17 protein-coding genes are annotated in these 21,965 nt (G+C 32.8%); 12 read left to right on the forward strand and 5 right to left on the reverse strand.

Annotation, left to right across the window (positions count from 1 at the left end; translation table 11 throughout):
• Window positions 1-4: 4 nt before the first annotated feature.
• Genes N4A35_03990 through N4A35_04000 form a run of 3 tightly spaced genes read right to left on the reverse strand, consistent with a single transcriptional unit; the run spans window position 5 to window position 2,269 of the window.
• Window positions 5-421, reverse strand: coding sequence for a hypothetical protein (locus N4A35_03990; GenBank protein ID MCT4580556.1), 417 nt, complete (start codon window positions 419-421; stop codon window positions 5-7).
• Between the two features lie 2 nt (window positions 422-423).
• Complete coding sequence (locus tag N4A35_03995) at window positions 424-1,605, reverse strand: aspartate aminotransferase family protein (GenBank protein MCT4580557.1); 1,182 nt, start codon at window positions 1,603-1,605, stop codon at window positions 424-426.
• On the reverse strand, window positions 1,598-2,269 hold the full coding sequence (locus tag N4A35_04000; GenBank protein ID MCT4580558.1) for a hypothetical protein: 672 nt from the start codon (window positions 2,267-2,269) through the stop codon (window positions 1,598-1,600). The genes N4A35_03995 and N4A35_04000 overlap by 8 nt, the downstream gene beginning before the upstream one ends.
• An 80-nt stretch (window positions 2,270-2,349) precedes the next feature.
• Between N4A35_04000 and N4A35_04005 the strand changes: the two genes are divergently transcribed.
• A complete protein-coding gene (locus tag N4A35_04005) occupies window positions 2,350-3,882 on the forward strand; it encodes an FMN-binding glutamate synthase family protein (GenBank protein ID MCT4580559.1) in 1,533 nt (510 codons plus the stop codon).
• Here N4A35_04005 and N4A35_04010 read toward each other — a convergent pair.
• Window positions 3,860-5,749, reverse strand: a complete 1,890-nt coding sequence (locus N4A35_04010) for a polysaccharide biosynthesis protein (protein ID MCT4580560.1) — start codon at window positions 5,747-5,749, stop codon at window positions 3,860-3,862. The genes N4A35_04005 and N4A35_04010 overlap by 23 nt on opposite strands.
• Before the next feature lie 36 nt (window positions 5,750-5,785).
• A complete protein-coding gene (locus N4A35_04015; GenBank protein ID MCT4580561.1) occupies window positions 5,786-6,352 on the reverse strand; it encodes an aminodeoxychorismate/anthranilate synthase component II in 567 nt (188 codons plus the stop codon).
• Window positions 6,353-6,561: 209 nt separating this feature from the next.
• Between N4A35_04015 and thiH the strand changes: the two genes are divergently transcribed.
• The 11 genes from thiH to N4A35_04070 all read left to right on the forward strand — a co-directional run bounded on the left by thiH (window position 6,562) and on the right by N4A35_04070 (window position 21,957).
• Window positions 6,562-7,671 carry a 2-iminoacetate synthase ThiH gene (gene thiH / locus N4A35_04020; GenBank protein ID MCT4580562.1) on the forward strand — a complete coding sequence of 370 codons (1,110 nt, stop codon included), beginning with the start codon at window positions 6,562-6,564 and terminating at the stop codon, window positions 7,669-7,671.
• A gap of 135 nt (window positions 7,672-7,806) precedes the next feature.
• Window positions 7,807-9,153: a signal recognition particle protein gene (gene ffh / locus N4A35_04025; GenBank protein ID MCT4580563.1), complete on the forward strand. Its 1,347-nt coding sequence runs from the start codon at window positions 7,807-7,809 to the stop codon at window positions 9,151-9,153.
• A 151-nt stretch (window positions 9,154-9,304) separates the two neighbouring features.
• Entirely contained in the window at window positions 9,305-10,372 is a 1,068-nt protein-coding gene (locus N4A35_04030) for a branched-chain amino acid aminotransferase (protein MCT4580564.1), read from the forward strand.
• Between the two features lie 67 nt (window positions 10,373-10,439).
• Window positions 10,440-11,612, forward strand: a complete 1,173-nt coding sequence (locus N4A35_04035; GenBank protein MCT4580565.1) for an efflux RND transporter periplasmic adaptor subunit — start codon at window positions 10,440-10,442, stop codon at window positions 11,610-11,612.
• Between the two features lie 9 nt (window positions 11,613-11,621).
• Entirely contained in the window at window positions 11,622-14,816 is a 3,195-nt protein-coding gene (locus N4A35_04040; GenBank protein ID MCT4580566.1) for an efflux RND transporter permease subunit, read from the forward strand.
• A 23-nt stretch (window positions 14,817-14,839) separates the two neighbouring features.
• A complete protein-coding gene (locus N4A35_04045) occupies window positions 14,840-15,520 on the forward strand; it encodes a hypothetical protein (protein ID MCT4580567.1) in 681 nt (226 codons plus the stop codon).
• A gap of 85 nt (window positions 15,521-15,605) precedes the next feature.
• A complete protein-coding gene (locus tag N4A35_04050) occupies window positions 15,606-16,940 on the forward strand; it encodes a DUF4145 domain-containing protein (GenBank protein ID MCT4580568.1) in 1,335 nt (444 codons plus the stop codon).
• Between the two features lie 9 nt (window positions 16,941-16,949).
• Window positions 16,950-19,040, forward strand: coding sequence for a CsgG/HfaB family protein (locus tag N4A35_04055; GenBank protein ID MCT4580569.1), 2,091 nt, complete (start codon window positions 16,950-16,952; stop codon window positions 19,038-19,040).
• 1 nt (window position 19,041) lies between these two features.
• Window positions 19,042-20,931 carry a tetratricopeptide repeat protein gene (locus tag N4A35_04060; GenBank protein MCT4580570.1) on the forward strand — a complete coding sequence of 630 codons (1,890 nt, stop codon included), beginning with the start codon at window positions 19,042-19,044 and terminating at the stop codon, window positions 20,929-20,931.
• Window positions 20,931-21,470 (forward strand): transglycosylase domain-containing protein, encoded by a 540-nt coding sequence (locus N4A35_04065; protein MCT4580571.1) that lies wholly within the window; start codon window positions 20,931-20,933, stop codon window positions 21,468-21,470. Before N4A35_04060 ends, N4A35_04065 begins: the two co-directional genes overlap by 1 nt.
• Entirely contained in the window at window positions 21,460-21,957 is a 498-nt protein-coding gene (locus tag N4A35_04070) for a hypothetical protein (GenBank protein MCT4580572.1), read from the forward strand. The genes N4A35_04065 and N4A35_04070 overlap by 11 nt, the downstream gene beginning before the upstream one ends.
• The last annotated feature ends 8 nt before the right edge of the window (window positions 21,958-21,965 follow it).

The following is a 21,965-nucleotide window of genomic DNA, read 5'->3' on the forward strand; positions in this document are numbered from 1 at the left end:
AATCTTAAAATTTTCGTGTCAATTTTTTAATAAACTCTTTTTTTCTAAAACGTAAAGCGCTCCAATCTTCATCAATCGCTACCATTCTAACTCCCAATAGATCTTTGGCTTTAAATTGATCCCAACCATTATCTCGATTAAAATCACAGGTATATTTTTTAGAAGTGCCTTTAGGGTAACACATCCATACTTTTGCATCTCCCTCTAATTTATTCTCTAACTGTGCTGCAATTTGATCTACTTCAGTTTTTTTTGTTACAAAAGCAATAACAAAAGACGTTTTTTCTATAGCCTCTATTTTCGTTTCTAATACACAGTTCTCAGGCAAATTCTCCAATACAGATTCAAAAGATTGAGGAGCATTAATTGCTACAACTAGTGGCTCTTCTCTATAATTTAATTTCTTTAAAACGGGATGCATTCTTATTTACTTTTTTGTGAAACAGTATCAATGACTTCATGAATTATAGCCGCTGTTTTACGAACTTCTTCTAATGTAATCGTTAAAGGTGGTGCAATTCTAAAACTCTCTGCATTGGACAAAAACCAATAGCTCAAGACTCCCTTTTCTCTACACCCCAAAACGATATCTTGTACTGTATCAGGGTGATCCATTTCAATGGCAAAAAAGAGTCCCTTTCTTCTAATCTCAATAATAGATGGATGTTGAATAATTGTTTCAAACAAGTGTCCTTTTTCCTCTACCTCATCTATTAATGTGCCCTCTGTTAAAATCCTTAAGTTCTCATAAGCCGAAGCACAACAAACTGGATGCCCTCCAAAAGTAGTGATATGACCTAAATTAGGATTATAAGTCAATTCATGCATATTTTTATGAGCAGAAATAAAAGCCCCTATTGGCATACCTCCCCCCATAGCTTTAGCAATAGTTAAAATATCTGGGACGATATCAAAATGCTCAAAAGCAAATAATTTTCCAGTTCTACCAAACCCAGTTTGAATTTCATCAAAAATTAACATTGCTCCTGTTTCATCACATTTTTTCCTTAAAGCTTTCATATAAGATAATGAGGGAATTCTCACTCCTGCATCACCTTGTATTGGCTCTATAATTACAGCCGCTGTTTGATCTGTTATTAAACTTAAATCAGCTTCATTATTAAACTCCATAAAGGACACTCCTGGCAATAAAGGACGAACATGATATTTTTTCTGTTCATTACCGGTCACACTAAGAGCGCCATGCGTACTGCCGTGATACGACCTATGACAACTAACGATTTCTGTTCTTCCTGTTACACGTTTAGCTAACTTTAAAGCAGCTTCATTTGCTTCTGTCCCAGAATTCACAAAAAAAGTAGAGTTCAGTTGTTCAGGCAAAACTTCAGCCAATAAATTTGCTAAGTTTTGCTGAGGGTTTTGCTTATACTCACCATAGACCATTACATGTAAATACTTATCTACTTGATCTTGAATAGCTTTCTTAATACGTCGATTATTATGCCCCAGATTACTCACTGAAATACCAGAAATTAAATCTGCATACCTCTTTCCCTCCTTATCATATATATAGATTCCATCCGCATAGTCCACATCAATTTCAAATGGAGTTTGCGACGTTTGTGCTAAATGTATATTACTCACTTTTTGGTGATTTATTTCTTAATTTTATTGTTAACCCGATATTAGCATATCCCCCTCTCATAAGGAACTTAACATCTTCTGCTTTAATATTTCCTAGATACTCCTCTGTATTTCCATTGTGTGTAAAAGTATCTACTCTAATTCCTTGTCCCATATAACCTACTTGCCCATATAGTCCCAAAATATTTCCAAAGTACTTATTCAATCCTATACTAAAGGAGTTATAACTTCCTCTCCCACTTATAGATGCTGGATTTGTTTCTTCCTTATTGCCCCAATTAAAATTTAACCCTCCCATATTGGCCTCTATATATACATTCATCTTAGGCTTATTAACAATATAATACTGAGCTATAACTCCTAAGCCTCCTGAATTATAAACTGTGTCTACATTTTCAGCAGAATGTCCTAAAAAATCAATACCCAAAGAAAAATTTTTGTGTGTATTATAATGTAAGGTTAAACGATTCTGAAAAGCTCCAAAATTAGTTGCTCCTCCATTTTGAAGACTTCCTGATTCATTAAAATGATAAGAAGATAGTATACTACCCAGATAAATTCCCTTAGCAACTTTTAGCTGAACCCTTCCTTTATCAACAGAGGTTTGAGCTTTTGTTATACTATTTAAAGAAATAATAACTAAGAGTGCTATAATATACTTCATATTGTTACTTTATAAATTCCTAAAAGGTAAAAATAACAAAATTATATTTAATTTTATCACCCCATCTAACGATAGTATAAATGAATGTAAGAAAGACTTTTTTAATCATCGCCATTACTTTAATTACTGTAATCATCGGAACTTCCATTTTTTGGAAGCCAATAATGTGGAGCCTTATTATTATCGGTCCAATTTTAATTATTGGATTTAGAGATATTTCCCAAAAAAAGCATACCATTAAAAAGAATTTTCCTGTGATAGGAAACTTTAGATATTTATTGGAAAAAATCAGACCTGAAATCATGCAGTATTTTGTAGAAACAGATACGGAAGGTCGCCCAATAAACCGTATCAAAAGAAGTCTTGTATATCAACGTGCTAAAAAAGTAACAGATACTACACCGTTTGGAACACAACTCGATGTTTATGCTACTGGATATGAGTGGATGGCACATTCAATTTATGCGAAAGATGCTCATAATTTGGACCTATCTCCTCGAGTTACTATAGGAGGAAAAGATTGTAAGCACCCCTACTCTGCTAGTATCTTGAATATCTCCGCAATGAGTTTTGGTTCATTGAGTAAAAATGCAGTGCTCGCAATGAATGGTGGTGCAAAAGAAGGTAATTTTGCCCAAAATACAGGAGAAGGAGGAGTTAGTCCCTATCACTTAAAACACGATGGTGATTTGATTTGGCAAATAGGAACAGGGTACTTTGGTTGTAGAACCAAAGATGGTAACTTTAGCGAAGAAGGTTATCAACAGACTGTTAGTCACCCGTCTGTAAAAATGGTGGAATTAAAAATTTCTCAAGGTGCTAAACCAGGCCACGGCGGCATTCTTCCTGCTAAGAAAAACACATTAGAAATTGCTAAAATCAGACATGTAGAACCCTATAAAGCTGTTCATTCACCTCCTGGTCACAGTGCTTTTAACGATTCTAAAGGTCTTCTTCTCTTTATCAAAAAATTAAGAGATTTATCTGGCGGAAAACCTGTCGGTTTTAAATTATGTATTGGTCAAAAAGAAGAATTCATTGATATTATCAGCACGATTAAAGAAACTGGAATAGCGCCAGATTTTATTACAATAGATGGTGGTGAAGGAGGTACTGGAGCTGCTCCTATTGAGTTTTCAAACTCACTCGGTATGCCATTAAGGGATGGACTAGCTTTTGCAATCAATACTCTAAAAGAATTTGGTTTAAGAGAAGAAATTAAGGTGTTTGCTGCTGGGAAAATTCTAACAGGTTTTGACATGGCTAGAGTGATGGCCATTGGAGCTGATGTTTGCTATAGCGCTAGAGCGATGATGTTAGCTACAGGATGTATTCAAGCTCTTCTATGTAATACCAATACTTGCCCAGTAGGTATCGCCACTCAAAATGAAGCATTAATGAATGGATTAAACGTTCCTGATAAGATTAGTCGTGTAGCCAACTACCACGAAGAAACAGTCAAGAGTTTTATCGAAATGCTTGCAGCAAGTGGATTAGAATCTCCTCAAGAATTGGAAAGAAAACATATCTTAAGAAGAATGAATAGTAAAGATGTTATTAGCTATGCTGAGATTTTTCCTGAGCAACAACTTACTTCACATCTAGCTCACTAAATTCTGAGTTATTGCTTACAAACTCAGGAACTAAAGCTTTCATTTGCTTTACAATAGCATAATTATCTTGAGAATTGTAATCTTGAATTAGTTGTTCGATTTGTTGCGCAACAGTTTCGTAGCAATATTCCTTTACTTTCCCTACCATAATTTTTTTATGGTGAGTTGGCAAAGTGGTCTCCTCCTGATTTAAGAGTTCTTCATACAATTTTTCTCCTGGTCTTAGCCCTGTAATTTTTATAGCTATATCTACTCCTTCTTTTAATCCAGATAATTGAATCATTTTTCGTGCTAAGTCAATAATTTTAACACTCTCTCCCATATCAAACACAAAGATTTCACCACCTTTTCCCATACTACCTGCTTCTAATACTAGTTGGCAAGCTTCTGGAATCGTCATAAAATATCGGGTTACTTTTTCATGTGTAACCGTTAAAGGTCCTCCTTTTTCAATTTGTCTTTTAAACAAAGGAATTACTGAACCATTACTTCCTAATACATTACCAAAACGCGTGGTGATAAATTGTGTCGAAGAATTCTTATTTAAAGCCTGAATATAAATTTCTGCAATTCTCTTAGAGGCTCCCATCACATTCGTTGGATTTACAGCTTTATCTGTCGAGATCATTACAAACGACTCCACATTGAACTGATGAGCCATATCCGCTAATATTTTACTTCCATTAATGTTAACTTTAATGGCTTCTGAAGGGTTATCCTCCATCAAAGGAACATGTTTATAAGCTGCTGCGTGGAATACAATTTCTGGTTTAAAATGTTGAAAAACATTTTTCATCCGAACTGGATTAGAAACATCTGCAATAACAACCGTCTTTTTAATTGTACTACCAGTACTTTTTAATTCAATATCCAAATTATATAAAGGACTTTCGGCTTGATCCAATAAAATCACTTCTGAGGGTTGAAAATTTAAAATTTGACGCGCCATCTCACTACCTATAGAACCAGCAGCTCCAGTAATTAAAACGACTTTTCCATTAATCTGATTTTCGATATTTAGGGTACTCAATTCAATTTGGTCACGTCCTAATAAATCCTCAATTTTCACCTTCTTTATTTGATTGGAAGAAAATTGACCATTGATCCAATCCTCAATTGGAGGGACAGATAAAACCTCTACCTCAAGTTCTAAACAAATATCTATTAGTTTTCTTGTATTAACTGGATTAGGAGACTTTATCGCAATAATAACATGGTCAATTTGATTCTTTTCGACCCATTTTTTAATAAAACGTTTAGATTTTATTGGCGTTCGTTCCAATAGTTTCCCCCTTAGCTTTGGATTCTCATCAACAAAACCAATTACATTATATAAAATATTGGTATCACGTTCTAAGGTTCTTTTAGTAATCAATCCCATTTCCCCTGCCCCATAAATAATCACATTTTTAGTAGCTCCTCTCGATTTTTGAGTTTCTACATATACCAACTTCACCAGTATTCTAGAAGTAATTAACAAAAAAATAGTTGCTAAGTAATCCACCAGTATAATTGAAAGTGGTAGAAAGAAAAAACCATCACCATAATAAAAACGAATAGGAACTAATCCTAAGAAAAATAAGCTACCAATAGTAACCACTAAAAATATACGTTTAGCATCTTGTGTACTGGTATATCGAATAATTCCAGCATACGTTTTTCCCAAAACAAAAGATATTGCTCTTACCAGAACATAAATTGGTAAAGCTAATTTTAAAATCTCCCATTCTTTTATGGCTTTAGCTGTATCAATATTTACAAAATCAAACCTAATCAAATAAGCTGTTCCTAAAGCCAAAAAGCAAAGGAGCATATCAATTAAAAAAATAACCCAACGAGGAGTGTTTTTCTTTGGTAAAAGGTTCATAGACTTCAAAGTTATATATATCTTAATTTTAGATCACTAAATCATTAAAAAATTCTCTATTATTTTTAATCCATACGGAGTTAAGACTGATTCAGGGTGGTATTGTACACCATAAATCGGTAATTCTTTATGTTTAAAACTCATTATTTGTTCATCCTTAGTAACAGCAGTAACTAATAAATCTGACGATAGTTGCTTTTCATCTACACACCAAGAATGATATCTTCCTACTTCAATATTTCGTGGTATTCCCTTATAAATTCCTGAAAAGTTTTTTATTAACATGTCACTGGCTACTCCGTGTTTAACTGAATTCAATTGTTTTAAACTTGAACCAAAATGCTCAGCTATAGCTTGGTGTCCTAAACAAACTCCTAATATTTTCTTTGACTTTTCATATTGCTTTAAGACCTCCATCATCAATCCAGCTTCTGAAGGTAAGCCTGGGCCTGGAGAAAAAACAATGGCATCATATTCCTCAATTTCTTCAATTTTAAATGTGTCATTTCTAACTACAGTAGGTTTTTCACCCGACACAATGTGGATATAACGCACCAAATTGTAAGTAAATGAATCGTAATTATCTATGACTATAGTTTTCACTATTTCAAGTTATTTAAAATGTTATCAAAAAACAGGTTGCAAAAATAGAAGAATAATCCGAAAACACTCGCTTAAAATAATCTATTCATATTCAATTTAAACATTCTAAACCTCAATTATTAACGTTAAAAAATCAAAATTAACACGCTCAGAAGAGTTAAATCAAACTCAGGTTATTATCTTTGTCTACTCATTATTAGACATAAAAATTGAGCTTTAATACAGAAATACAAAAATATAATTGGGCAGCCATAACAGATAGTATCTATAGTAAAACAGCTACAGATGTTGAAAATGCACTTCAAAAAAAGAATAGAGATTTAGAAGATTTTAAAGCTTTAATTTCTCCTGCTGCAGCGCCTTACTTAGAAGAAATGGCTCAATTAAGCAACCGCTTAACCCAAGAACGTTTTGGTAAAACCATTCAATTTTATATCCCTTTATATTTATCTAATGAATGTCAAAACATTTGTACCTATTGTGGCTTTAGTTTAGATGTAAAAATTCCAAGAAAGACCCTTACAGATGAGGAAATTATAAAAGAAGTTGAAGTCATCAAATCTTATGGATACGATCATGTTTTGATTGTTACTGGAGAAGCGAATAAAACTGTTGGTGTAGACTATTTTAAAAATGCAATACGTCTTATTAAACCCTATTTTTCGAATATCGCAATTGAGGTTCAGCCCTTACAACAAAACGAATACGAAGAATTAATTGAAGAAGGAATTAATACAGTATTGGTTTACCAAGAAACTTATCATAAAGAAAATTATAAAATACATCACCCAAAAGGTAGAAAATCAAATTACGAATACCGCTTAGAAACTCAAGATAGATTAGGGAGAGCTGAAATCCATAAAATGGGCCTTGGAGTATTAATTGGATTAGAAGATTGGAGAACTGACAGTTTTTATTGTGCTGCTCATTTAGATTATTTAGAGAAAACTTATTGGAAATCTAAGTATACGATCTCTTTCCCTAGACTTAGACCTTGCGCTGGAGGTGTTGAATTAAAGTCAGTGATGACAGACAAGCAGCTCGTACAATTGATCTGTGCCTATCGTATCTTTAATCAAGAAGTAGAACTTTCAATGTCGACAAGAGAATCTCAGAAGTTTAGAGAGCATTGTGTAAAATTTGGAATTACATCGATTAGCGCTGATGCCAAAACTGATCCTGGTGGTTATGCTAACCCTAAAGTAAATTTAGAACAATTCGAAATCAATGATAAGCGCCCTACAAGTGAATTTGTAAAAGCTATTGAAGCACAGGGCTATGAGCCTGTTTTTAAAAATTGGGATAAAAGCTTACAGTAGTTATACAGAATTGTTCTTATAGCCATTGAAAAAGCTAAGATCACTTTTTTATCGATTATTTCAACTTTAAGTAAATTCCATACCTTCAGATTCCGTATATTTCTTTATCTTAGCGGTCTTTATTAATAAAAAATTATGTTTGAAAATTTATCCGATAAGTTTGACAGGGCCTTTAAAGTATTAAAAGGACATGGTCAAATCACAGAAATAAATGTTGCAGAAACCTTAAAAGAAGTCAGAAGAGCTTTATTAGATGCCGATGTAAACTTTAAGACTGCTAAGGAATTTACAAACAGGGTTAAAGAGAAAGCATTAGGACAAAATGTTCTTACATCAATATCTCCAGGTCAGTTAATGATTAAAATCACCCATTCAGAGTTGAAAGACTTAATGGGAGGTACTTCTACTGAAATTAATGCTAAAGGAAATCCTGGTATTATCTTAATGTCTGGATTACAGGGATCTGGTAAAACCACTTTTTCAGGAAAATTAGCAAATTTCCTTAAAACAAAGCAAAATTTAAAACCACTATTAGTTGCTTGTGATGTTTATCGTCCTGCTGCAATCGATCAGTTACATGTAGTGGGTGATCAAATTGGCGTTGAAGTCTTTTCTGATAGAGAAAATAAAAAACCTGAAAGTATTGCTCAAAATGCGATCAACTATGCTAAAAGCAATGGTTTTAATGTTGTAATTGTGGATACTGCAGGTCGTTTGGCTGTAGATGAGCAAATGATGGACGAGATTGAATTGGTTAAAAACACCATCAATCCAACAGAAACATTATTTGTAGTAGATTCTATGACAGGGCAAGATGCTGTAAACACAGCTAAAGCATTTAACGAAAGAATCGATTTTAACGGAGTAGTCTTAACGAAATTAGATGGTGATACAAGAGGTGGTGCTGCAATTTCCATTAAATCAGTGGTAGATAAACCAATTAAATTTATTGGTACTGGTGAAAAAATGGAAGCCATTGATGTTTTCCACCCTGAACGTATGGCTGACCGTATATTGGGAATGGGAGATGTTGTTTCTTTGGTAGAAAGAGCACAAGAGCAATTTGATGAGGAAGAGGCGAAAAGAATTCATAAAAAAATCCAGAAGAATCAATTTGATTTTAATGATTTCTATAACCAGATTCAACAAATTAAGAAGATGGGGAATATGAAAGATTTAGTCGGAATGATTCCTGGTATGCGTAAAGCAATGAAAGATGTAGAAGTTCAAGATGATGCTTTTAAACCTATTGAGGCAATAATCAACTCTATGACGCCCAAAGAAAAAAGTAACCCAAAAATCATTAACGTTAGTAGAAGACAAAGAATTGCAAAAGGAAGTGGTACATCAATTCAAGATGTTAATAAACTGATGAAGCAATTTGAAGATACTCGTAAAATGATGAAGTTGATGAGTAATAAAAAGAATATGGCTACAATGATGAAGCAATTCAAGGGAATGGGCGGAAAAATGCCAATGTAAATCGAATTATTTTTTTTACAAAAGCCTCTTGAGTCTTCAAGGGGCTTTTTTTTGTTTTAAAGCTTTTATCAACAATAGCTGATTTTAACATAAAATAGCTTTTTAATGAGGTTATAAATTAGTATTTTCGCGTCAAATAAACTGAATATCAATGGCAACTGACATTATGCAATTAGACATTACAAGAATTGAATCATCTAAAATCAATTCTGTAGATTGGGAGAACTTACCTTTCGGTAGAGTTTTTTCTGACCATATGCTCGTAATGGACTATGAAAATGGAGCTTGGCAAAAACCATCTATCCAACCTTTTGAAGACCTTTCTTTAACTCCTGCTACATCTGTTCTACATTATGGACAGACGATCTTTGAGGGAATGAAAGCTTATAGAAATGAAAATGATGAAGTCTTTTTATTCAGAGCAGATCAAAATGCTAAACGTTTTAATGCTTCTGCTGAAAGAATGTGTATGCCTACCGTTCCTGAAGACATTTTTATTGACTTTATTAAGACGCTTGTAGATATTGATCGAGAATGGATTCCTGCAAAAGAGGGCTACTCAATGTACATCAGACCATTTATGATTGCTACAGATCCTTACGTAGGTATTCGTCCATCTGCTACTTATAAATTTATGATTTTTACTTGTCCTGTAGGAGCATACTATACTGAGCCTGTAAAAGTCAAAATTGAAACAGAGTTCACAAGAGCTGCTCATGGAGGAACTGGAGCTGCAAAAGCTGGAGGAAATTATGCTGCATCTTTATATCCAGCAAAACTAGCTCAAGAACAAGGTTATCAACAATTGATATGGACTGATGCTAAAGAACATAAATATATCGAAGAAGCTGGAACGATGAATGTTGTTTTCCAAATTGGAGACACTATTGTTACACCAAAATCTAGCGATACCATTTTAGATGGGATCACGAGAAAATCTGTTATGGACATTGCTCGTGATTGGGGATACCAAACAGAAGAACGTAAAGTTAGTGTTCAAGAAATTATTGACGCTGCTGAAAATGGTCAACTAAAAGATGTTTTTGGTGCTGGTACTGCTGCAACCATTGCTCCTATTAAAACCATTAATTTTGAGGGGAAAGATTACCATCTTCCTGAAACTTCCCAACGTGAATTCTCCAACAAAGTATTGGAATACTTAAATCAATACAAACATGGAAAAGTTGATGATAAATTCAATTGGATATTAAAATTTTAAAACTAAAGAAAAACTGTTGAAAAGCAGTTTTTTTTTGCTCATTACCAACTTAAAAAACTTTCGTACTATGAAAATTAGGCACATTTTGATTATTGTTACTGCTCTTTTCATCTTTATTTTATTAGGAGCTATGTTCTTTATGGGACAGAATAGCGGAATGAACTACGCGATTGAAAATTACGATGAATTAATGGCTGAACGTAAAAAAGGAAAAACAACTGCCAATGACTCAGTTGTGCCCAAATACGTAAATGTAATCAGGGTTAAAAACGAAATACACCCAGTAAAACTTACGGGATATGGAAAAGTTAATGCTGCCACATCGATCAATATATCAACGGAAGTACAAGGACAACTTAATGCCTCTATTTCCTTGAAAAAAGGTACTAAATTTAGAAAAGGACAAACACTTTTCACCATCAAAAATACAGATGCTAAACTTGCCTTACAGAGCAAGAAAAGTGGTTTTTTGACACAGTTAACAACTATCTTACCTGATCTAAATATTGATTATCCGGAAAGTTATAATAATTGGAAAATATTCTTTGAAAAAATTAATGTTTTACAACCACTTCCTCCCCTACCAGACTTTAAATCATCTAAAGAGAAAAGCTTTATTATTTCTCGTAACATTTTAAGCCAATACTATAGTATTAAAAGTGATGAAGAACGTTTAAAAAAATACATTATCACCGCCCCTTTTTCTGGAAGTATTATTGAAAGTTTTTCTGATCAAGGAGCAACTGTTTCTCCTGGAATGGCCATCATCAAAATACTACGTGAGGGTAAACTCGAAATAGAAATCCCAGTATTGTCTAAAAACTTACCACTTGTAAAACTTGGACAAGAAGTACAACTAAAGAGTAATCAAAATAACTTAATCGTAGGTAAAGTGACTAGAATTGGAGATTATGTTAACGCTATGACACAAACATTTCCTGTTTTTGTAGCCATTCAGAATAGTGATAACGACCTATATAATGGGATGTACTTAGAGGCTAAAATCAATTGTAATTCGGAACAAGTTGCCACCCGAATACCTCGTACAGCTATTTTTGATGAAGACTATATTTTTCTTGTTGATCAAAAAGGGACACTCAAAAAACAAAAAGTCACAATTAGTACATCACAAGACAAAACAGTTTTGGTTACCAACCTTAAAGATGGTACTGCAATAGTATCTGAAGCAATTGTAAATGCTAAGGAGGGAACTAAAGTTTCTATATTAAACCATCAATAATTAGGGGCTATGAGGCAATTTATATCATTTTTTGTAAAATATCCAATTTGGTCTAACGCTATTATTGTTATTACAGCAATGGCTGGGTTCTTAAGTCTTTTTACGATGAACCACTCTTTCTTTCCTGAGTTACAACCCAATATGATTTATATTACTGTAGCATATCCAGGTGCTTCTCCAGAAGAAATTGAAGAGGGAATCGCTACTAAGGTTGAAGAATCCCTAACAGGAATCGAGGGAATAAAAGAAACCAGTTCTGTCTCTTCTGAAAATTATTGTAATGTCAATATTGAAGCTATTGAAGGAACAGACTTAAATATTTTACTCCAAGAAGTAAAAAATGCGGTTGATGGAATTATATCAATGCCCGAAGGAGCTGAACGACCAATTGTTGTTGCACAAAAATCACGAGGTATGGGAAGCATGGGAGGAATGGTTGGTTACTTGACTTTAAAAGGACCTAATGACATGTATCAACTCAAAGACATGTCTGATAAAATTGAACGAGAATTTTTAGCCTCAAAGGATATTTCACAAGTGTCTGTCTTTGGTTATGCTCCTCAAATCATAGCCATTGATGTAAGAGCCGATGATTTGTTAAAATACAATCTGACTTTCGATGAAATAAGCCAAAAGGTAAAAACCAGTAATTTAGATATCTCTGGGGGTACGATCAAATCAAATGAAGAAGAATTATACATTCGTTCATTAAATAAGTCAACCAATGCCAATGAAATTGAACAGATCGTAATCAAAGCTACTGCTACAGGAGAATTGATTAAACTAAAAGATGTAGCAGATGTTAAATTTGAATTTTCTGATATAGCCCTTGAAAATTATGTCGATGGGCAAAGAAGTGTTTCATTTATCATCAAAAAATTACCCAGTGAAGATTTACACAGTATTTCTGTTTTTGTCAATGAATATATTGATGATTTTAACAAAAAGAATGATGGTTTTGAAATGCAATCCTTATTTATGTTTTCGGAATTGTTGGACCAGCGAATAGACATGTTAACCAACAACCTTTTTATTGGGTTGATTCTAGTTTGTATTGTTCTGGGAATATTCTTGAGCTTAAGACTCTCTGTTTGGGTAGCCTTTGGAATTCCTTTTTCTTTCTTAGGAATGTTCTTTTTAGGATCACTCTATGGAATTACGATTAACATGATTTCATTATTTGGGATGATCTTAGTTGTTGGGATATTAGTAGACGATGGGATTGTAATTGCCGAGAATATTTTTTCGCATTACGAAAGAGGTAAATCACCAATTCAAGCAGCAATTGATGGAACTATAGAAGTACTAAGTTCCGTATTCACGTCCATCTTGACAACTATTGTTGCTTTTGGTTTCTTGTTATTTGTTGGAGGGCAAATGGAAATGATGGAGGAAATGGCTTTTAGTGTTATTGCTTGTTTGGCTTTTTCTATGATAGAAGCCTTTTTAATTCTTCCTGCTCACCTTTCCAGTAAAAAGATACTAGCACCTACCAATATTAAGTGGTATAATAGAATTCGAAAAGGAATTGAAAACAATATAACAAAGCTGACGAACCTTTATGGAAAGCTTTCTTATAAAATGATTAAGTCATATCGCTTATTAGTTTTTGGACCTGTTGTATTTATGGGGGGAATTGTTTTATTAATGCTATATGGCGTAATAAAAGGAGCATTCTTCCCTGCCATTCCATTTGACGATATTTCTATCGACATTGCTTTTAAACCGGGAGATCGTGAACAAAAAACGAGAAATTTTGTTTGGTATATCAATGACCTGGTTAATGAATATAGTGATGAGCTAACCGAACAATATGGAGATACATTGATTAAATATGTTTCTGCTAACATTGGTCAGGCCCAACGTATCAGTGAAACAGGAAATCATGCTGGTTCTTTACGTGTATCAGTTAAGGAAAACAACTTTATTTCAACAGCTACTATCGCTCAAAAGATTAAAGAAAGAATCCATGCTGATAGTTTAAAAAAATTAGAAAAGTTTACTATTGGTGGTGACACTCCATTTGGAAAAGATATTTCGATATCACTTCAAAGTGTCAATGGAGAAGAATTGAAAAAAGCCATACAATGGGTTAAATCAGAAATTGAAGCAATGCCAGAGGTATTAGATTTAACGGATAACTCTGGAATAGGAAACCGAGAAATCAACTTAAAATTAAAGCCTAAAGCATACCTACTGGGACTTAACGAAGCTTTAATTATAGGACAAGTTAGACAAGGCTTCTATGGTCAAGAAGTGCAACGTGTGATTATTGGTAGAGATGAAGTTAAAATCTGGACGCGCTTTCCAGAAAACGATCGAAACTCTATAGGAGATTTAGATAATCTTAGAATCAAAACGCAAACAGGACTTGAAGTTCCCTTATCAGAAGTTGCTAATTACAGTATTTCAAGAGGAAAAGTCGCTATTCGACATATTAATGGGAATAAAGAAGTGAGAATTATTGGAAGTTTATACAATGGTGAATTATCTTCTGAAATTAACCAAAGAATCCAAAAGAATTTGTTAGCCGTCTTAAGTGACAAGTTTCCTGATGTAACCTATTCTGTAAAAGGACAAGCAGAAAAAGCACAAGAGTCAATTCAAAGCTTACTCGTCTCTTTTGGACTAGCGATATTACTTATCTTAATTATTTTATCTTTAAATTTCTCTTCTTTTTACCAAGCAAGAATTATTTTAATGGTCATCCCTGTAGGGATATTTAGTGCCTTGTTAGGCCACGGGATTAAAGGTATTCCTTTCTCTATTTTTAGTTTTTTAGGAGTGATTGGATTAGTTGGTATCTTAGTGAACGATGCTGTAGTTATGCTCGACCAATTTAATCGAAACTTAAAAGAAGGAATGGATATACATACTGCGGCTGTTGAAGCTGGTAAAGCTCGATTTAGACCAATAATTTTAACCTCTATTACTACTGTAGCTGGCTTATTACCTTTAATCTATTTTGAAACAAGTTTTCAAGCTCAATTTTTAATTCCTATGGGAGTTTCTATTGCTTTTGGGGTCTTGTTTGGAACCATGGCCTTAATTTTCTTCTACCCTTCTATGATTTTATATTTTAACGATATGAGAAGGGCACGATATTGGTTGTGGAGAGGTGGAGAAAATCCTCCAACGAAAATGGAAGTTGAACCGATAACAAAAATTCAAAAGCGTTTAAACGAAATTCAAGACCTCAACTAAAAACAATCGTCTAGTATAACATTATGATAAAACAAACTTTTATAGCGCTAATCCTGCTAATCTTCTCCTACTCTTCTATAACATGGGGACAAGAAGATACGTTAACTGCCAAACAAATAAGAGCCATGAGAGCCGAAATGGCCAAAGAGCAAATCAAAGAGTTAAAAAATGGTGTATTATTGGTTCAGTTAAAAACAAGACAAAAAACAATAGATGCTTACTTAAAGAAAGGACTTGAGAAAAAAGCAAATAAAGTTCAAGAATTACAACAACAAGATAATCTAAACATTATTAAAGGTTTTCACCACTATTTTAATTTTTGTCCTGTTTATTTTTACACTTCAAAGGATTATAAAAATGTAAAAGCACAAAACTTCTCTGCAGTTACTTTTTACGATAGTTTAATGAATCCTCAAAAAATAGCACATGACCTAAACAACACCAATTATTATATCTGTGAAATTTCAAAAAATAATTATAGTAATTCCACATTGAACAACATCCCAAATTTTTCATCAAAACACGATAACAGCATTAAATTTGATGCCTTTATTATAAAAAATAAAGATTTCCAACAACTTTCCTCTCCTTTTCCTTATTATGCAAAAACCCATGTTGCTGTAAAAGTTAAAGATAAAAAACGATGGGAAGCCATACGAAAAATCAATTACAGGCTACACACATATTACAAAAGCGATAATTAAAAAACGAGATTAAATCTCGTTTTTTTTTGCTTAAATAATTCTTATCTTTGATTACCTATACCATATCGTATTTTAACCCTTTAGTATGCAAGAAGACAACAACCAAGAAAAAGTTGAAAAACTTGAAGAGAAAGTCACCCACCTTAGTAAAATGTTAGTCAAATCTTTTGGTTATGCTGACCAAGATCCTGATACTTTTTTACAAAATGCTAGAAAAACTACTGAGGCTATTTGTAAATTCATCTATACCAAAGAGATCGGTGAATTAAAAAATAAAAAAATGATGCTTAATGATTTATCAAGAGCATTAACTCAGCAAAAAGTTATTCCCAATAAAATAGCAATTTTAATTGGTACCATTCAAACTTATGGGAATTATGGAGCTCACGCTCAAGAAGATTTATCTGAAGCTACAAGAGAATGGATTGCTCCTTGTCAAACAGCATTAGCTAATTTAACCAATTGGTTTTTTTTAGAATACTTAAATGGAGATGTCCCACAAGAATTATTAACGCCTGTAAATGACTTTAAAGAAAATCAACCATCTTCTAAGGCCATACCTACCACCCCTTCTTCTAGTTCTGAATCAAAACAAAATAATTCTAAACTAATTGTATTTGGACTGATAGGTGTTGCCGCTATTATTGGAGCAATTTTCTTCTTCAATAATGGTAATAAAGAAGTTGTTGTAGCGCAACAAAATACCACCGCTCAAAAGATAGATGAAGCGAAAGAAGTTTCTGAGAACATAGAAAAAACCTCAGAAGAAGTTATCGAAAAGGTGAATGAAGTGACCAAAGATGTCAACGCAAAAAGAATTGCTATTATTTACTTTGACAACAGTTCAGACGATAAAAAGTTAGATCAATTGAAAAAAGGATTGGCTGATATGTTAATTTCAGATTTAAGTAAAGTGAGCATGTTAGATGTAGTTGAAAGAGCAAGACTAGAAGAAATCTTAAAAGAGCAGGAATTAAACAACAGTGCAAAGTTCGACCACAAAACTGCTACTAAAATAGGAAAACTATTAGGTGCAGAACATATTATGACTGGTAGCTTTTTTGAATTAATGGGTCGTTTACGAATAGATTCTCGATTAATTGATGTAGAAACAGGTAAAATCATTAAATCTGAAGGAGTAGATGGGCCTACTGGCACATTCTTTGACCTAGAGAAGTCATTAGTCACTAAAATGGTCAGTGGTTTTGAAGTTGAACTAAAACCTGAAGAAAAAGAAGCAATGGAAGATAAAGCTGAAAAAATTTCTTATCAATCAAGTCTTTTATTTTCAGAAAGTCTTGACCTTATTGATAAAGGAGACCATCATAAAGCAATTGAAAAACTAGAAAAAGTACTGGAAGAAAATCCAGATTTTTTACCAGCTAAAAAAGCGTTAAACCAAATTAAGGTGGCTATTTAATACAACAATATGAATAAATTATTTGCTCTACTAATCTTTTTTACTGGCTTATTTTCAACAATTTATGGAAATAAGGTCATTGCCATTTCTTATTTTGATAATACAACAGCCAACAGTAAATACAATTCTCTATCTAAAGGAATTGCAGATATGCTCATTACCGACTTATCTAAAGTAAGAGATATTGATATTGTAGAAAGGGAAAAATTAGAACAATTAATCAAAGAGATTAAGTTAGGACAATCTAAATATTTTGATCAATCTACGGCACAAAAGCTAGGAAAAGGATTAGGGGCAGCTTCCATCCTAACTGGCGCTTTTTATGTCTTGGATGGGACTATTAGAATTGATGCCCGTTTAATTAATGTTGAAACAGGAAAAGTAATGGCTGCAGATGAAGTTACTGGTAAAACTTCAGATTTCTTTGGCTTACATAAACAACTGGTAAACCTGTTAATTCAATCATTAAAAATTAAGTATAACCCCAAAACAGAGTCACTTGTTGATTATGATAATAAGATTGAGCTCAAAGCAGTAGTTAATTATTCTGATGCGATAAGCTATGAGGATAACGGTTTAAACGAAACAGCAAGCCAAGTTCTAGAAAGCACTTTGCAACAATACCCAGAGTTTTTATTTGCCAAAACTAAACTAGATAAAATACGAGCATTTATAGAAGAAAAAGTAAAAGAACGTGAACGATTATTACTACAAGAGGTAAATACTTTTTTATCCAATATAGATACTAATTCTGAGTCTTTTACAAAAGACTTGATGAATAACTGGAATAATATGATTACCAATTATAATTATTCTACCATGATAGCTTTTAATAAAGAATTACGCAAACATAAAATTCCTCAGAATAAGAAAGCATACGAAGGTTTAGCAACTACTCTAGGTGAATTTATGGGATACTATGACTGTTTATCCTTATACATGTTAAAACAATATCAACAATTGATTGAACCTTCTAAATATTTTTTAGCTCAATATCCAACTAGCTTATACTTCAATAGTGTAAAGTTAAATTTAAATATGGCACTAAAAGATATTGAACAACGAGAAGAAGGTAAAAAAGATTTAAAAGCAAAACTTACACATAGAGAAATGGTAGATAACTTAGCATTTTTAAATAAGCTTGGTTATTATGGAAACAAACGTTTTATTAGAGGAAAAACATATCAAAAATTCAAGAAAATATATATTCAAAAAATATTAAAAGCAGATAAATCAGCTTTTCTATTATTTGATGAATACGATCGTTTTGATGATGTAACCGAATTTTTCGAGATTGCTGAAGAAAACTTAGATAAAGAGTTAATGATTAAAATTAAAGATTTAGCAATCGAAATCTGTTCAGAAACTGATTATGAAGACGACGCCTATAGATTAGAAGAAAAAATTGGTCAATTTGAAAGTAATATAGAAAAACATCAAGAGAAAAAAGCAAAAGCACTTGAAGATTTAAATAGCGGAGAATTAGAACGTATCGCCAAAACTGTGAAGTGGTTTTGGTTAATGCGTGATAAAAAAGAAGAACAAATGATTATTGATGGTAGTCTTAAATACCTTGAGATGAAAGATAATAGAGATGATTGGAAAATTTATGATACCAGAATGCAAGCCTATGAAAACATTGTTGAAGCATATGATTATCTAGGTGATTTTGAAGCAATGAAATCAATCGTAGAACGTTATCGAAATGACCAATATTTATTAAAACATAAAGATCGTGATTTTGACTCTCAAAATAGAGAATTTAAAGAGTATTTACGTAAAGGACCTAAAGAATATGCTAAATTCGAAAAAGATGTCTTAAACCATGATATCAGAAGTAATGTACTTATTGGCAATGCTGATGTTTACAGAGACAACTACCAGTATATAGACGAAATCGCATGTAGAAAAGAAGCTATTGAAAAATATGAATTAGATGATCAAACTAGCGAATACCAATATTATTTCTTATTTAATGCCTATGGTAATGCTGGTTTATTTGAAAAAAGAGCCGAATGTGCAAAGGAATTTATTGATCTCTATCCCAAAAGTTCTTACGTAGAAGCTATTAAATCTATATTAACATTTTCTCCTAAATAGCATGAATCAACAAGAGATAGAGCATAACATTATTAAAATTTGGGACGAAAGGTTCGTTAAAACGTCTGAAGCTTTTGAATTAGCAAAAGAATGTCTAAACTATGCTAAATCAACTAACGATAAAAAAGGGGTAGCTTATAGCCTTTTATACACTAATCTTTTTTCATTTTGGTTAATCAAAGATGCTGAAGTCCTCTCTCCTATTCTTGAAGCTGTAAAACTACTCAATGAGATCAATGAAGCTATTGGCTTAACAAGAGCATATAATATTCTAGCTAGTATTTACGATAATTACGGTGATTATAATGCTGCTATTAAGTATTCACAATTAGCTATAAAAACAGCTAAAGCAAACGATTACAAGGAAGAAGAAGGGGATGCTTGTACTACACTGGGACAAATCTATAGCAGAATAGAAGATTATAACGGAGCTATAGAAATGTTGGAAAAGGGGTTGAAATTTAGAGAAGAAGCTGATGCTCAATTTGCTGTATCTTCATCATTAAATCTTATTGCACGTACCTATACCCTCAGTCAAAACTATGAGAACGCAATAGTGTATTACAATAAAAGTTTAGCACTAAGGGAAGCTATTGGTGATCAAAATGGGTTGCCATGGACCTTTTTAGGTTTTGCAAGTATGTACCAACAAATGGGTGAATTAGAACAAGCCTCTGCTTATTACAATCGTGCACTTTCAAATAAAAATGAAAACAAACGCTTAGAACTGCTCTGCTTAATTGGTTTGGGGAAGATTGCCTCTACCAATGAACAACTAGAAAAAGGATTAGACTATTTAAATGATGCGCTAAAAACGGCCAAAGAACTTAAGATGAAATCTTTGATTTATGATATTCATTTATCATTGGCTAAAATCTACGAAAAGAAAAAAAATACACCACTAGAATTAGAGCACTTTAAAGCTTTTTATCAGATCAAAGAAGAGGTTATTAATGCTGAAATGACTAACAAGTTGAAAAAGCAACAAATTGCCTTTTCAGTAGAAAGAAGTCAAAAAGAAGCTGAAATTTACCAGTTAAAAAATGTTGAGCTCAAAAAAGCATACCATATTGTTAATGAAAAAAACAGAGAAATTACAGATAGTATCAACTATGCTAAACGAATTCAAGATGCCCTCTTTCCCACTTTAGCAAACTTTTACAAATCGTTTCCAAAATCTTATCTAATCTACAAACCGAAAGATATTGTCGCCGGCGATTTTTATTGGATGGAAAAAGTTGAAAATAAAATGCTTTTTGCTGTTGCTGATTGTACAGGGCATGGAGTTCCAGGAGCAATGGTAAGTGTGATTTGTAATAATGCTTTAAACCGTGCTGTTAGAGAGTTTAAAATCACCCAACCCTCAGCTATTTTAGATAAAGTAACGGAACTGGTAAAGTATACCTTTGAGAAAAGCGAAGAAAAAGTTTTGGATGGAATGGACATCTCTCTTTGCTCATTCAACTTAGCCACAAGGGAACTAGAATTTGCTGGAGCAAATAATTCATTATATATCATCACCAAAAACAAAGAGAAGTTTATTGAATTTAAAGATAACCGTACCGTTAGCGATGCGCAAGCCAATTTAATTACTATTCCAGCTAATAAACAACCCATAGGAAATTTTGATTATCTGGAACCATTTACCAATCACCAATTACAATTAGAGAAAGGAGATTTCATTTGCTTATTTAGTGATGGTTATGCTGATCAATTTGGTGGAGAAAAAGGGAAAAAGTTCAAATATGCTCCGTTTAAGCGCTTATTACTTTCCTCATATCACCTGTCTTTTAATCAACAACAAGATTTAATAGCATCTACCTTTGATCAATGGAAAGGTGACCTAGAACAAATTGATGACGTTTGTGTGATGGGGATTAATATTGAGTGATGATAAATGTATTCAAATACTTAGGTATACTAATTCTCTCAGTTCTTATTTCTATAACTGTACTCTATCAATATAAAAAATCGAATATCTATTCTGAATTGGAAACAGACGGTTATTTCGAATTGGTTAATCAACCTCAGAATATACCTCAAAACATTATTAATACCTATAATGAAGTTTACCCAGAAACAGCTGAAAGTATCTTAATCCCAAGATATGATTGTCCTTGTAGGAATCTTATCTATTTCAAATATTGCAATAGAAATAGACTTGATTATTATATAGCAACTAGAATTATTAAAAATGAAATTGGTAGAAATCAATGTATTAAAATACACTTAAATAACTTTGATTTTTTATACAATTGCATTGGAATACAAAAAGCCTCTAAATTCTATTTTAATAGTGATTTGAATAAGCTTTCAAAAGAAAACATGACCAAGTTAATCTTAATGGTTAAAAACCCTACTTCATATAACCCAAAAAGAAATCCTGAAAAACTAAATCAAGCTTACAATAAATATATCAATGACCTTTAACACTGTTTTATATAACTTAAGAAGTGCCAAAAATGTTGGTATGATTGCCCGTTCTCACCTTGCTTTTGGTGGACATTTTCTTATTTTAATTGGCGATCAAAATAAATGGGATTTTAAAGGAGGGACAAGCTCATATACTCGAAAACTCATTGAACGAGAACAAGTACTATTCTTCGAAACTTTTGAACAGTTTTATACCTGGAATAAAGCACATGGTAATGCCCAAAACATCGCCATTGAAATCAGTGAACAAGCCCAAACAACCAACAATTTCAAAGAATACGCGAATTCCAATTTAATACTAGGCAACGAACGAACAGGTATCCCAGAAGCTATACTAAAACAATGTGATGGTATACTTACTATTCCACAAATTCATGCAATAGGAAGCCTAAATGTTGCAATTTCAGCTTCTATTGTTTTATATGAAGCGAGTAAGACACTAGCTCCTCAATCCAACATTAAAGGCTATAAATTTGTCCCATAAAACTTCAA

The sequence above is a fragment of the Flavobacteriales bacterium genome, assembly GCA_025210295.1.
GTDB lineage: Bacteria > Bacteroidota > Bacteroidia > Flavobacteriales_D > Parvicellaceae > S010-51.